Below are 13136 nucleotides of genomic sequence, written 5' to 3'. Positions count from 1 at the left end.
GGGCCTTGGCCGTGCCGTGCAGCCCGCGTATCGTTGGCGCAAATCATAAGGACACGGGATCGGGACGCCATGGTCAAATTCGCCGCCAATCTGTCGATGATGTTCAACGAGGTGGATTTCCTCGACCGGTTCGACGCCGCCCAGATGGCCGGCTTCGACGGGGTGGAGTTCCTGTTCCCCTATGAGCACGAGGCGGTGGAGATCCGCGCCAAGCTGGAGGCCGCCGGCCTGACCCAGGCGCTGTTCAATCTGCCGCCGGGCGACTGGACCAAGGGTGAGCGCGGGCTGGGCGCCATGCCGGGCCGCGAGGAGGAGTTCGACGCCGCCATCGACAAGGCGCTGGCCTATGCTGAGGTGATCGGCAACGAGCTGCTGCATGTGATGAGCGGGATCATGACCGACGGCATGACGCCGGAGGCCTGCACCGACACGCTGGTCTCCAACCTCAAGCGCGCGGCCCCCAAGGCGGCGGCGAAGGGCAAGACCTTGATCATCGAGCCGATCAACACCCGCGACATCCCCGGCTATTTCCTGAACTATCAGGAACAGGCCCGCACCATCATCGAGGCGGTGGGCGCCGACAATGTCGGGCTGCAGTTCGACTTCTACCACTGCCAGATCATGCAGGGCGACACGGCGAAGACCTTCGAGAAGCACCTGGACATCATCCGCCACGTGCAGATCGCCGGCGTGCCCGAACGCCACGAGCCGGATATCGGCGAGGTGAACTACCCCTACCTGTTCGAGACCATGGACCGGCTGGGCTACACCGGCTGGGTCGGCTGTGAGTACCGGCCGAAGGCGGGGACGATCGAGGGGTTGGGCTGGTTCAAGGCGCTGACCCGCTGAGCGGCGCCTGCCGATAGAACCGGCGACCCACAAAAGAACCTAGATCAGGGGACGGATACCATGAAGATCGCAATTACCGGCGGCGCCGGCTTCCTCGGCAAGAAACTCGCCCGCGCCTTGCTGGACGACAACGAACTCGGCGTGGAAGAGGTGGTCCTGGCCGACATGGTGGCGGCCTCCGACGACCTGGCCGAGGACGGCCGGGTGCGCTCGGTGGTCGGCGATGTCACCGACGAGGATCTGCTGGCCGACGCGATCCGCGCCGATACCGACAGCGTGTTCCACCTGGCTGCCGTGGTCAGCGCCGGGGCGGAGGCCGATTTCGACCTAGGCATGGCAGTCAACCTGGACGCCACCCGCACGATCCTGGAACTTGCCCGTAGGCACGGCAACAAGCCGAAGATGGTGTTCTCCAGCTCCTGCGCGGTCTATGGCGGCGACCTGCCGGACGTGGTGACCGACAACCAGCAGATCACCCCGCAGAACTCCTACGGCGTGCAGAAGGCGATCGGCGAGCTGCTGGTCAACGACTACTCCCGCAAGGGCTTTGTGGACGGCCGAAGCCTGCGCTACCCGACGGTGGTGGTGCGGCCGGGCAAGCCGAACAAGGCGGCCTCCACCTTCGCCAGCTCGATCATCCGCGAGCCGCTGCAGGGCGACGAGGCGATCTGTCCGGTCGCCCCGGAAACCGAGATGTGGCTGGCCAGCCCGCGCACCATCGTCGCCAATACCCGTCATGCCCATGACCTGGATGCCGGTGCCTTTGGGCCCTGGCGCACGGTGCCGCTGCCCGGCTTCACCGCCACGGTGAAGGGGATGGTCGATGCGCTGGAGGAGGTCGCCGGTGCCCAGGTGGCGGCCCGCGTGAAATGGCAGAAGGACCCGGCGATCGAGAAGATCGTCTATGGCTGGCCGGCCCGGCTGGAGACCAAGCGGGCCGACGCCATGGGCTTCAAGCGGGACACCGACATGCAGAGCATCATCCGCGCTTTCATCGAGGACGAGCTCGGCGGCAAGATCGCCTGACCCCTGGAAGGGTCAGGCGGGGCCCATACCCTTGTCGGCCAGTTCCCGTTTGGCGCTGTCGTTCTTCTCCAGATGCTCCAGGCCCATGCCGCGCAGAACGGCATCGGTCTTGGAGAACTGGATGTTGTCATAGGGGACGATCTCGATCCGGTTGCCCCAGGGATCGAGGAAGTCGAGGAAGCGTCCGGGCAGGACCCGGACGCCTTCGCGCGCCAGGGCCTCGCGCACCGCCTCGCGGTCGTCGACCACCAGGCCGAAATGCCGGCCGTCATCCGGCGACTGTCGCCGGTCCTGTTGCAGGGCGAGGAACTGGTCGCCCAGATCGATGAAGGCGGAGGTCTCGCTCTTGCTGCGGAGCGTGAAGTCGAACAGCTTTCCGTAAAAGGCCAGGGCTTCGTCGATATTCCCGACTTCCAGGGCCACATGGTTGACGCCGACGGCGCGGGCCTTGCGGGGGGCGGTCATTGCTCTCTCCTTTTAGCAAGATCACCCTTGATATATTGACCCGCCCGGGCAAGGACAAGGTGGGCCCGATCACCGCGCGTCAGGTGCCGCGGGCCGACGCCTTGGTCCGTCGGTAATGGCTGCGCGCCTTGGCCCGGTTGCCGCAGCTCTGCATGGAGCACCAGCGCCGGTTGCCGCCCCGGCTGTCGTCGACGAACAGCCAGCCGCAGCCCTCGCCGTGGCATTCCTTGACCCGGGCGAGGCGCGCCGGATCGACCAGCAGGTCGGCGGTATCGCGTGCCAGCTCGGCCTTCAGGGCGGCGAGACCGATGGACTGCTCCGCCGGCACCCATCGATAGTTCGTCGGCCCTCCGGTGAGACGTCCCCGGTCGCCGCCGCCGGCCAGTGCTTGGTTCAGGGCCGCCAGGTCGTCGCTGCGGGGGGCGCCGACGATCAGCCGGTACAGGGCCTCGCGCAGGTCGCGCAGCCCAGTGACGTCGGCGTCGCTCAGGTGCATCGGCGGCCGGTCGAGCGCCAGGGCGAGCCAGGCATCGACCGCCGCGCCGCCGGTCAGGAAGTCGGCCGGATGGTCCGATGTCCGCCAGTCCACCGTGTTGACGAAATCCAGACACAGGGACCCGCCGCCGGTGTAGTACCCGGCGAGCAGCGGATTGTCGGAGCGCTTCGTCACCTTCATGTTGCCTATAACTATATAACCGGTTAGATGGTTGTCCATGAAATCCGACCCCCCTTCCGTGATCTTCACCTGGGACGGCATCCGACGCGGCGCGCGGATCTGCATGCCGCTGGCCTTCGCGTCGTTCTTCGGCGGGATTGGCTTCGGCATCCTGGCCGGCGATACCGGGCTCAGCCTGGCCCAGGCGGTGGGGATGAGCGCGCTGGTCTTCGCCGGCGCCTCACAGATGGTGGCGATGGATGTCTGGACCTTCCCGCCGGCGGTGCTCGGCCTCGCCATCGCCGCCTTCGCCATCAACATCCGCCACGTGGTCATGGGCGCGGCCCTGCGGCCCTGGCTGAAGGGCCTGCCGATCCTGCGGTCGCACGCCGCCCTGCTGATGATGACCGACGCCAACTGGGCCCAGGCCATGGCCGACCGCCGCAAGGGCGAGATCGACGCCGCCATCCTCGTCGGCAGCGGCATGGTCATGTGGCTCGGCTGGGTCTCGGGTACCGGCGTCGGTCAGGCGGCCGGTACCGTGATCACCGATCCGAAGACCTTCGGCGTGGACATGATCGTGCCCGCCTTCTTCGCCCTGACCCTGCCGTCGCTCTGGCCGGGCGTGCGGCACCTGCATCCCTGGGTCGTCGCCGCGGCGGTCGCCCTGGTCGTCCACGCACTCCTGCCCCACGGGACTTGGCACGTGGTGGCCGGCGGCCTGATCGGCGCCGCGGTCGGAGGGTTGAGCCGTGAGTGAGGACGCGCTGGTCTGGCTGTCGATCCTGGCCATGGCGGTGGCGACCTGGATCACCCGGGTCTCCGGTTTCTGGCTGATGGGCCTGGTGCCCGAGGGCGGCTTCGTGCGCCGGGCGCTCAACCACCTGCCGGGCGCGCTGGTGGTGTCGATCCTGGCGCCCATCGTGCTCGACGGCGGCTGGGCGGCGGCGGTCGCCATCGCCGTGGCGGTCGCGATCCTGCGGGCCGGGATCACCGCCATGTTCGCCCTGTTCGGCGCGCTGGCCGCTGTCGCCCTGATCCGTCTGGTGGTGTAGCCTTCGGCGTCCCAACCTGACCCATGGAGCCGGGCCGATGGCCGACGAAATCGACTACGAGATCGAGGGTGACTTCTCGCCGATGCTGACCATCACGCTCGATCCGGGCGAGGCGGTCCAGGCCGAGGCCGGTGCGATGGTGATGATGGAGCCGGACATCACCATGTCGACCGAGATGCCCGGCGGCTTCTTCGGCAGCATCATGCGCAAGGTCTCCGGCGAGACCTTCTTCATGACCTTCTTCACCAACGAGGGTCGCCAGCGCCGCCGGGTCTCCTTCGCCTCGCCCATGCCGGGTCAGATCCGCCCGCTCGACCTCGCCAAGCAGGGCGGCGCCTTCTATTGCCAGCGCCGGGCCTATCTCGCCTCGGCCCGGGGTATCGAGATCACCGTGGCCCTGACCAAGCGGCTGACCTCCGGTCTGTTCGGCGGCGAGGGGCTGATCCTGCAGAAGCTGCAGGGCGACGGCTGGGCCTTCCTCGGCGCCGGCGGCACCCTGATCGAGCGCCAGCTCGGCAAGGGCGAGACCCTGACCGTGGATACCGGCTGCCTGGTGGGTTTCTCGGCGACCTGCGACTACGACATCGCGTTCCAGCGCGGGGTGAAGAACCTGGTGTTCGGCGGCGAGGGGCTGTTCGTCACCCACATCACCGGCCCCGGCACGGTGATCATCCAGACCCAGCCGATCGCCGAGCTGGCCCTGGCCCTGCACGACCTGGTCCCGAAGGAGCAGCGCTCGGGGGAGTAGGCGCGGGCACCTCAACCACTCTGTCCGTCATCCTGATGCAAATCAGGATCAAGCCGCTCCCGGCGCCGTTGGCTCGGTCCTGACTTCCGTCAGGACGACGGAGGAGCGGTGTTGAGGCGAGCCGCATGGTCCTGATTTGCATCAGGATGACGGAATGGGACGAATAACCCCGCTTACCCGCTCGCCTGCACGAAGCGCATGCGGTCGTTACGGATCTGGATGGCGGTGAGCACGCCGGTGAACACCGCGCCGGTGTCCAGGTTGATCCGGTGGCGCCGGATCGTCGGCTCCTCGAACGGCTCCTCCGGCGTGTGGCCGTGCACGACCACCACCTCGAAGGGCCAGCCGCCCTCAGGCTCCAGGAAGGCGTCGCGGATCCAGGTGACCACCTCCTCGGGCTGGTCCTCCAGCGGGCGGCGCGGGTCGAGGCCGGCATGGACGAAGACCCAATCGCCGATCCGGTGCATCGGCACCATGCGCTCCACCGCCTCGCTCACGATCTCCGGCATGTTCCGGCGCAGGGTGTCGACGATCCGGTCGGGCCGGTCGGAGGCGGCGACGGCGAAGTCGTGCCAGGTCTCAACCGCCCCGTTGGCGTACCAGACATGGAGTTCGTCCATGTGCAGCCGCTCCTCCAGCGCCGCCTTCAGCCAGACGTCGTGGTTGCCGAGCAGCAGGATGTCCTCCACCGGCACCCGACCGTCGCAGAACATGGCGAGGCCGCCGGCAGCGAGACCCAGCGTGTCCCGCACCGACGGGCCGCGGTCGATTAGGTCGCCCAGAAAGATGTTCGTCACCCGCTCGACCCCGGGGCCGCAGGTGTCCTCGGCCAGGGCTTCCAGCAACGGTTCCAGCAGGTCGGCGCGTCCATGGACGTCGCCGATGGCGCAGATCAGGTGATCGGCGGCGGCGGGCTTCGGCGCCTCGAGCCAGTCGCCGCGGGAAATCGAGACCATGGGCTAACTGAACACGCCGGACGCCGGAATGTGAAGCTTTCTTGATCTAGGTCACTGCGCGGTTGCGCCTGACATGTTGCGTTGCACAATGATCCGCGTTTCGCCGCGCGTACAACAGGGACCGATCCATGGGCACGTCACTGAGGGGAAAGAAGGGGCTTGTCGTCGGCATCGCCAACGACCAATCGATCGCCTATGGCTGCGCGCGCGCCTTCCGGGAGGCCGGCGCCGACCTCGCCGTGACCTATCTGAACGACAAGGCCCGGCCCCATACCGAGCCACTGAGCGAGGCACTCGGGGCGGAGCTGTTCCTGCCCTGCGACGTACGCGAGGAGGGGCAGGTGGAGGCCCTGTTCCAGGCGATCTCGGACCGCTGGGGCCGGCTCGACTTCCTGCTCCATTCCATCGCCTTCGCCCCGCGCGAGGATCTGCACGGGCGCGTCACCGACTGCTCGCGCGCGGGGTTCGACATGGCGATGAACGTGTCCTGCCATTCTTTCATTCGCATGGCCCGCCATGCCGAGCCGCTGATGACGGACGGCGGCGCGCTGATGACCATGAGCTATTACGGCGCCGAGAAGGTGGTCGACCGCTACAATCTCATGGGGCCGGTCAAGGCGGCGCTGGAGGCGAGCGTGCGCTATCTCGCGGTGGAACTGGGGCAGAAGAATATCCGGGTCTATGCGGTCTCCCCCGGCCCGCTGAAGACCCGGGCGGCCTCCGGCATCGACCGGTTCGACGAGCTGATGGACCAGGCGGCGTCCCGAGCGCCGAACCACGCGCTGGTCACCATCGAACAGGTCGGCAACGTCGCCGCGTTCCTGGCTTCCGGGGCGGCCGCCGGGATGACCGGCAATGTGGTCTATGTGGATAATGGCTACAACGTGGTGGGCTGAGGGCTCGAACGATGGCGTATGACAGCGACCTCGCCGCAAAGACCGTCTCCGCGCGGGATGCGGCGGACAGCCTTGAGGACAATGGCAACCTGGTGCTGGGCATGGGTGTGGCCATGCCGCCGGCCTTCATGGGCGCGCTTGCCGAGCGGGCGCGGGAGCGCCGGGGCCTGAGCCGTCTCAACCTCTACTACATGCACGGCAGCCGGGCGGCGACGGAGACCATCCTGAAGCCGGAGCTGATGGACGTGCTCAGGCTCAACGTCCTGTTTATGAGCGGTCACGACCGCGCCTTCGCCGAGGAGGGGCGCAAGCGAGGCGAGGTCTGGGTGCATTTCGTGCCCTCGATGTTCCACCAGGTCGGCCGCCTGCTCACCGAGCAGATCCGGCCGGACACCTTCGTGACCACGGTCTCGCCCATGGACCGCTCGGGCCATTTCAGCCTGGGCACCAATCCGGACTACGCGGCCGAACTGGTGCGCAAGGCGCGCCGGGTGATCGTCGAGGTCAACCGCCACATGCCGCGTACCTTCGGCGAGAACCTGCTGCATATCAGCCAGGTCGACTCGGTGATCGAGCATGACGCGCCGCTGATGGAACTGCCGTCCCACGCGCCGGGGCCGGAGGATCTGGTGATCGGCAAGTCGATCGCCGCGCTGATCCCGGACGCGGCGACCCTGCAGATGGGGGTCGGCGGCGTGCCGGAGGCGGTGCTGGCGGAGCTGCGCGGGCATCGGCGGCTCGGCCTGCATTCGGAGCTGCTGTCGCCGCCGATGATCGACCTGATGCGCCGGGGCGTGCTGACCGGCGAGGCCAAGACGATCATGCGCTACAAGCACGTGTTCACCTTGGCGCTCGGCGATGCCGACATGTACGACTTCATGGACGACAACCCGTCCATCGTCGGCTATCCCGCGACCTGGGTGAACAATCCGGCGGTGATCCGCAAGAACCGCGACATGATCTCGGTCAACGCCGCCCTTCAGGTCGATCTGACCGGGCAGGTGAATTCCGAGGCGCTGAACGGCCACCAGTTCAGCGGGACCGGCGGCCAGCTCGACTTCGTGCGCGGCGCCTATCTGGCGCCGAACGGCAAATCCTTCATCGCCCTGCACGCCACGGCCAAGGGCGGCACGGTCAGCCGGATCGTCCCCCAGCTCGCCAATGCCACGATCACCGACCCCCGGGTGGACACCCAGTATGTCGTCACCGAGTACGGGATGGCGGACATGAAGGGTCGCTCGCTCAGCGAACGCGCCCAGGCCCTGATCGCCATCGCGCATCCGGACTTTCGCGACACGCTCGCGGCGGAGGCGAAGGCAATCGGGCTGGTGTAGCGCCCGTCGTCCTGACGAAAGTCAGGGCCGAGCCGCTGACTGACGATCCATTCCCGTCGTCCTGACGCAAATCAGGACCAAGCCTCCGCCCCCCTTCGCCCCGCCCGTCATCCTGACGCACGTCAGGATCGAGAGTCCGGCGCCGGCCATCTGGCGCAAAAGGGAGGCCTTGGTGTCAGCGGCTTGATCCTGATTTACATCAGGATGACGGAAGCGGGGACACCGCGGCATGGTCCTGATTTGCATCAGGACGACGGGAACGTCACTTCCCCATCCCGTCGCTCAGCGCCCGCAGCAGGGCCAGCATCGCGCTGTTCATCGGCGTGGGAATCCCGTGCCTCGCCCCGGCCCGGACCACCGCTCCGGTCAGCGCCTCGGCCTCCAGCCGGCGGCCGGCGAGCGCGTCGAAATACATCGACGATCCGGCATCGTGCGGGAAGGTGAGGACCAGGCGCTGGGTGTCCGCCGCGACACTCGGCGGCAGGCCGGCACCCTCGGCCTCGGCGACGGCGGCCGCCTCCTCCAGCAGGGCGGTGGTCAGCGCCTGGATGTCCGCGCGCTGCAGCACCCCCTGGCGCATCCGGGTCAGGGCCGTGACCGGGTTCACCACGATGTTGATCAGCAGCTTCTGCCACTGGCGGGCGGTGAAGTCCGGTGCGCGGACGGCCTGGATCGGCGTGCCGGCCAGCAGGTCGATGAAGGCCTGGGCGGTGTCGGTGTCCGGCAGGGCGATGTCCGCCTCGCTGATATGGCGCATGCGCACATGGTCGTCGGCGATCCGCTCGCCGTTGTAGTAGACGATCACCGGCAGGGCGGTCGCGTCGCCGGCATAGGGGGCGATCCGCTCCGCGTGGTCGATGCCGTTCTGCATGACGGCCACGATCGTCTGCGGGCCGCAGAGCGCGCGCAGCCAGTCGCCGGCCCCGTCGGTGTCCTGGGCCTTGGTGGTCAGCAGCACCCAGTCGACCGGCGCGGCATCGCCCGGGTCGGTCAGCACAGTCATCGCCACCTCGACGCTCTCGTCCGGCAGGTCGACCCGCATCCGCTCCAGCGGGCGGCGGCCGCAGGCGATCACGTCGTGGCGACCGGCATGGGTCAGCGCGCCGGCGGCGGCCCCGCCGATGCCGCCGAGGCCGATGACGGCGACACGCTGGCGCGCGGGAGCGTTGGAAGTCATGGGCGGTCCTGGGGTCCGGTTGCGGTGGGGGCAGTTGACGGCAAGGCACCCGCCCGGCGCAACCCGCTTTTCGCGGTTGCACAATCGCAGGTCGGCGATCGGACAGCGATCCGGGGGCTTTCGCGGCGACCCGCCTGCGCTACTCTCGCGACGGCACTCGCCAAGACCGCGATCCAGGAGGAAACCATCATGCTGTTTGACGTGCGCAAATACACCTGCCGTCCCGGCACCATCGCCAAGCATCTCGAGCTGTACGAGCGCATGGGCAAGGCGCCCCAGGCCAAGCATCTGGGCCAGCCTGTGCTCTATGCCAAATGCGAGACCGGCGACCCGAACTGCTACATCCACATCTGGGCCTATGAGAGTGCGGGCGACCGCGAGGCCAAGCGCGCCGCCATGTGGAAGGATCCGGACTGGATCGCCTATACCCAGGAAAGCGCGAAGCTCGGCGCCTTGGAGAAGCAGGAGAACAGCCTGTTCAACGACGTGAGCTTCTATCCGTACAAGCGCTGAGTGGGTTTACCTCTTTTCGTCATCCCGGGGCCGCCCGGACTAGATCCGGGTGGCGCCCGGGACCCTGCATCCGTCGCCTGGGCTGGGTCCCGGCCGACCTCCGGGTCGAGCCCGGAGGTCGCCGGGATGACGATGAGGGACTACAAGAGCGCCCCCTCCCGCGCCGTCACCCTTCCGTCCTTGACCACCACCGAGCGCACCGGCCGGTCGACCACCGCTTCGGCCAGGGTTTCGGCGGCCACCGCGACGAAATCGCCCCGCGCGCCGATCTCCAGTCCGTAGGGCCCGTACCCGATCGCCTGGGCCGCCGCTCCGGTGCACAGGTCGACGGCCAGCGCGATGCCGTCATCGCTGCGCAGTCCCGCCCGGTAGGCCACCAGCATCGCGCGTTCCAGCATGTCGCCGTTGCCGAAGGGCGACCAGGCGTCGCGCACGTTGTCCGATCCGGCGAAGACCCGCACCCCGGCCTCGCGCAGCCGGACCACCGGGATCAGGTTTCCCGTTCCCGGCGCACTGGTCAGGATGGCGACGTCGGCGTCGCGCAGGTCGGCGATGGTCAGGTCCAGGGTGCGGTCGTCCACCGTGGCAAGCGCGAAGGCATGGCTGACCGTCACCTTGCCCTGCATCCCCAGGGCCGCGGTGCGCTGGGCGATGGCCCGCAGCTCCAGCGAGCCGCGGTGCCCCGGGTCGTGCAAGTGGATGTCGACCCCGACCCCGTGCTTCTCGGCGAGGCCGAAGATCAGGTCCAGATGACCCTCCATATCGCTTTCGATACCGACGGGGTCGATGCCGCCGATCAGCTCCGCGCCTTCCGCCAGGGCGGCGTCCAGCAGATCGGCCACGCCCGGCGAGATCAGCACGCCCGATTGCGGGAAGGCGACGAGCTGCACGTCGACGATTCCGGCGAAGGCCTCGCGCGCGGCCATCACCTGATGCAGGTGGTCGAGCCCGCTGTCCGGGTCGATGTCCACATGGCTGCGCAGGGCGACCGTGCCGTTGACCGCCTCGCGGGCCAGGAAGTTCTTCGCGCGCGCCTCCACCGACAGAGGCAGCTCCCCTCGCCCCGCCTTCTCGGCGGCGATCCGGTGCGGCACGCTCGGCCCCGCCCGGTGCGGCCGCCAGGGCAGGCCGAGGAAGGTCTTGTCCAGGTGGATATGCCCGTCGATCAGCCCCGGCAGCACCAGCTTGCCGCCCAGATCCTCACCGTCTCCATCGCCGGCCGCATCGAAGGCGGCGAACAGCCCGTCGCGGATTGTGATGTCGACGCGGCGGCCGTCGGGCAGGCGGGCGTTGCGGAAGCGGGTCTCGGTCATCCGGCGGATCCTTGGCTGTCGGTGGAGGTCTTCAGGTACCGGGTCGGCGGGGCCCCCAGCGTGCGGCGGAACATGGCGATGAAGGCGCTCGGGCTGGCATAGCCGAGGTCGAGGGCGACCGCCGTCACCGGCTCGCCCGCGGCCAGCCGCTCCAATGCGGCGAGCAGCCGGCGGCGCTGGCGCCAGCGGCCGAAGGACAGGCCGGTCTCGCTCTGGAACAGCCGGGCGAGCGTCCGGGTGCTGGCCCCGACTTCCCGGCCCCAGTCGGCCAGCTCGCGCCCGTCGGCCGGATCGGCAATCAGCGCCTCGGCGACGGCGAGCGCCCGGCGGTCGCGCGGCAGGGGCAGGTCGAGCGGGGCTGAGGGCAGGTCGGCCAGCTCGTCCGCCAGCACGGCGACCAGCCGGGCCTCCGGCCCCGCTTCGGGATAGTCCCGGGGCAGGGCGACCACCCGGGCGATCAGTTCGCGCACCAGGGTCGGTACCGCCACCACCCGGCAGCGCGGCCCGAGGGGCACGCCGGCATCCTGGCGCAGGTACAGGGTGCGCATGGCGACGGCCGAGGCGGCCCGGACCTCATGCACCACGCCGGCGGGGACCCACACCGCATAGCCCGGCGGCACGATCCAGGCGCCGTCGTCGGTGCGCACCGTCATCACCCCGCGCTCGCCATGGACGAGCTGGTCGCGGTCGTGGTGGTGCCAGCCGGTGGAATGGCCGGGAACATAGTCCACCGCATAGCCGACGATCGCCTTCGGCCAGTGCTGGCGGTCGCGCACATCGGGGCTGCCGCCGCCGGGCGTGGCCCGGTCCCTGCTGTCTTGTCCTGTTTGCAACATCGATTGTCAGTCTGTCGAAGGACGGCAAATCGGACAAGGTGGAGGATGAAGCGTCATCGCACTCGGGAGGATTGCATGCGCCTCGACACACGGTTCCTGTTCCTCAATGTCGGCCACGCGGTCGACCATCTCATGATGCTCCTGTTCCCCGCCGTGGCGGTGATCATGGCGGCGGAGATGGGGGCCAGCTATGCCGAGATCCTGGTGCTCTCCACCGGCGGGTTCATCGCCTTCGGGGCGTTTTCCCTGCCGGCCGGCTGGCTCGCCGACCGCTGGAGCCGGGAGACGATGATCGCGGTGTTCTTCATCGGCATCGGCACGGTGACCGCTCTGACCGGTTTCGCCCAGGAGCGGTGGCAGATCGCGGGCTGCCTGTTCCTGATCGGCATGTTCGCGGCGATCTACCACCCGGTGGGCATCGCCATGGTCAGCCAGGGCGCGGCGGCCGCCGGCGGCAAGGTCGGCCGGCGGCTCGGCGTGAACGGGGTGTGGGGCAACATGGGCGTGGCGGCCTCCGCCCTTGTCGCTGGTGCGCTGGCCGACCTGGCTGGTTGGCGTTCGGCCTTCGTGGTGCCGGGCGTGCTGGCGGTGGCGATCGGCGTGCTGTGGCTGGTGCATTGCCGCTCGGCGGCGGGCCAGGCGGCGACCCATGCCGGGACGGCGGCGCGCAAGGCGGGGGCCCAGCCCTCGGTCGACTGGAAGACGGTGCTGGCGGTGGTCTTCGTCGCCACGGCCTTCGGCGGCTTCATCTTCAACGCCACGACGATCTCCCTGCCCAAGGTGTTCGACGACAAGCAGGTGGCGTCGCTCGCGGTGAGCGGGACCGAGGCCGGGTCGCTGATCGCCCTGGTCTACGCGGTCGCCGCCTTCACCCAGATCGCGGTCGGGCACCTGATTGACCGGTATTCGGCCAAGCTGGTGTTCCTGCTGCTGGCGATCGGCGACGTCGCGATCTTCCTGGTGGCGGCCCAGGCGACCGGGTCGGTGATGCTGGCGGTGTCCCTGGCGATGATGATGCTGGTCTTCGGCCAGATCCCAATCACCGACACCCTGATCGCCCGCAACACCCCGGAGCACTGGCGCGGCCGGGTCTATGCCATCAAGTACGTGCTGTCCTTCGCCATCGCGGCGACGGCGGTGCCGGCGATCTCCGCCCTGCATGCCTTCGGGGCCGGGTTCTCGGCGCTGTTCCTGATCTGCGCGGGCTGTGCGGCGGTGATCACCGTGGCGGTGGCGTTCCTCCCCCGCACCCGGCCGCTGGCGGTGCCGCAGCCGGGGGAGTGAGGGGCGGCACAAACCATCACCCCCGTCTT

The 13136-nt window shown here is 68.8% G+C and carries 15 protein-coding genes; 9 read left to right on the top strand and 6 right to left on the bottom strand.

Annotated features, from left to right (window positions below):
- Nucleotides 1-69 precede the first annotated feature (69 nt).
- Both otnI and denD read left to right on the top strand, forming a co-directional pair.
- The gene (otnI, locus tag ACOQOP_RS15925) at nt 70-849 is read left to right on the top strand and encodes a 2-oxo-tetronate isomerase (RefSeq protein ID WP_420562797.1); all 780 of its coding nucleotides are present in this window, start codon (nt 70-72) and stop codon (nt 847-849) included.
- A 60-nt stretch (nt 850-909) separates the two neighbouring features.
- Complete coding sequence (gene denD / locus ACOQOP_RS15920) at nt 910-1875, top strand: D-erythronate dehydrogenase (RefSeq protein WP_420562796.1); 966 nt, start codon at nt 910-912, stop codon at nt 1873-1875.
- A gap of 12 nt (nt 1876-1887) precedes the next feature.
- Here denD and ACOQOP_RS15915 read toward each other — a convergent pair whose 3' ends face one another.
- Together ACOQOP_RS15915 and ACOQOP_RS15910 are read right to left on the bottom strand one after the other, a co-directional pair.
- The gene (locus ACOQOP_RS15915) at nt 1888-2340 is read right to left on the bottom strand and encodes a VOC family protein (protein ID WP_420562795.1); all 453 of its coding nucleotides are present in this window, start codon (nt 2338-2340) and stop codon (nt 1888-1890) included.
- 79 nt (nt 2341-2419) lie between these two features.
- Nucleotides 2420-3016 (bottom strand): CGNR zinc finger domain-containing protein, encoded by a 597-nt coding sequence (locus ACOQOP_RS15910; RefSeq protein WP_420562794.1) that lies wholly within the window; start codon nt 3014-3016, stop codon nt 2420-2422.
- Between the two features lie 37 nt (nt 3017-3053).
- Here ACOQOP_RS15910 and ACOQOP_RS15905 point away from each other — a divergent pair, with 37 nt between their 5' ends.
- The 3 genes from ACOQOP_RS15905 to ACOQOP_RS15895 are packed head-to-tail and all read left to right on the top strand — an operon-like array spanning nt 3054 to nt 4798.
- Nucleotides 3054-3755, top strand: a complete 702-nt coding sequence (locus ACOQOP_RS15905; protein WP_420562793.1) for an AzlC family ABC transporter permease — start codon at nt 3054-3056, stop codon at nt 3753-3755.
- Nucleotides 3748-4050 carry an AzlD family protein gene (locus tag ACOQOP_RS15900; RefSeq protein ID WP_420562792.1) on the top strand — a complete coding sequence of 101 codons (303 nt, stop codon included), beginning with the start codon at nt 3748-3750 and terminating at the stop codon, nt 4048-4050. The genes ACOQOP_RS15905 and ACOQOP_RS15900 overlap by 8 nt, the downstream gene beginning before the upstream one ends.
- A 37-nt stretch (nt 4051-4087) precedes the next feature.
- Nucleotides 4088-4798, top strand: coding sequence for a TIGR00266 family protein (locus tag ACOQOP_RS15895; protein ID WP_420562791.1), 711 nt, complete (start codon nt 4088-4090; stop codon nt 4796-4798).
- Nucleotides 4799-4971: 173 nt separating this feature from the next.
- Here ACOQOP_RS15895 and ACOQOP_RS15890 read toward each other — a convergent pair whose 3' ends face one another.
- Complete coding sequence (locus ACOQOP_RS15890; RefSeq protein WP_420562790.1) at nt 4972-5754, bottom strand: metallophosphoesterase; 783 nt, start codon at nt 5752-5754, stop codon at nt 4972-4974.
- Nucleotides 5755-5882: 128 nt separating this feature from the next.
- Here ACOQOP_RS15890 and fabI point away from each other — a divergent pair, with 128 nt between their 5' ends.
- Both fabI and ACOQOP_RS15880 read left to right on the top strand, forming a co-directional pair.
- Nucleotides 5883-6650, top strand: coding sequence for an enoyl-ACP reductase FabI (gene fabI / locus ACOQOP_RS15885; protein ID WP_420562789.1), 768 nt, complete (start codon nt 5883-5885; stop codon nt 6648-6650).
- 11 nt (nt 6651-6661) lie between these two features.
- Entirely contained in the window at nt 6662-7984 is a 1323-nt protein-coding gene (locus ACOQOP_RS15880) for an acetyl-CoA hydrolase/transferase family protein (protein WP_420562788.1), read from the top strand.
- 262 nt (nt 7985-8246) lie between these two features.
- On the opposite strand, the gene ACOQOP_RS15875 is transcribed toward ACOQOP_RS15880, so the two are convergent.
- A complete protein-coding gene (locus tag ACOQOP_RS15875) occupies nt 8247-9161 on the bottom strand; it encodes a 2-dehydropantoate 2-reductase (protein ID WP_420562787.1) in 915 nt (304 codons plus the stop codon).
- A 189-nt stretch (nt 9162-9350) separates the two neighbouring features.
- Between ACOQOP_RS15875 and ACOQOP_RS15870 the strand changes: the two genes are divergently transcribed.
- Nucleotides 9351-9674, top strand: a complete 324-nt coding sequence (locus ACOQOP_RS15870; protein ID WP_420562786.1) for an NIPSNAP family protein — start codon at nt 9351-9353, stop codon at nt 9672-9674.
- Nucleotides 9675-9814: 140 nt separating this feature from the next.
- Here the strand turns inward: ACOQOP_RS15870 and ACOQOP_RS15865 are convergent, their stop codons facing one another.
- The gene (locus ACOQOP_RS15865) at nt 9815-10987 is read right to left on the bottom strand and encodes an amidohydrolase family protein (protein WP_420562785.1); all 1173 of its coding nucleotides are present in this window, start codon (nt 10985-10987) and stop codon (nt 9815-9817) included.
- The gene (locus ACOQOP_RS15860) at nt 10984-11823 is read right to left on the bottom strand and encodes an AraC family transcriptional regulator (protein ID WP_420562784.1); all 840 of its coding nucleotides are present in this window, start codon (nt 11821-11823) and stop codon (nt 10984-10986) included. Before ACOQOP_RS15860 ends, ACOQOP_RS15865 begins: the two co-directional genes overlap by 4 nt.
- A 75-nt stretch (nt 11824-11898) precedes the next feature.
- Between ACOQOP_RS15860 and ACOQOP_RS15855 the strand changes: the two genes are divergently transcribed.
- Complete coding sequence (locus ACOQOP_RS15855; protein ID WP_420562783.1) at nt 11899-13107, top strand: MFS transporter; 1209 nt, start codon at nt 11899-11901, stop codon at nt 13105-13107.
- The last annotated feature ends 29 nt before the right edge of the window (nt 13108-13136 follow it).

This window comes from Thalassobaculum sp. (assembly GCF_965223715.1).
In the GTDB taxonomy this organism is placed as follows: domain Bacteria; phylum Pseudomonadota; class Alphaproteobacteria; order Thalassobaculales; family Thalassobaculaceae; genus Thalassobaculum.
The sequence above is the reverse complement of the archived record's forward strand: the minus strand, read 5'-3'. Positions and strand labels throughout refer to the sequence as shown.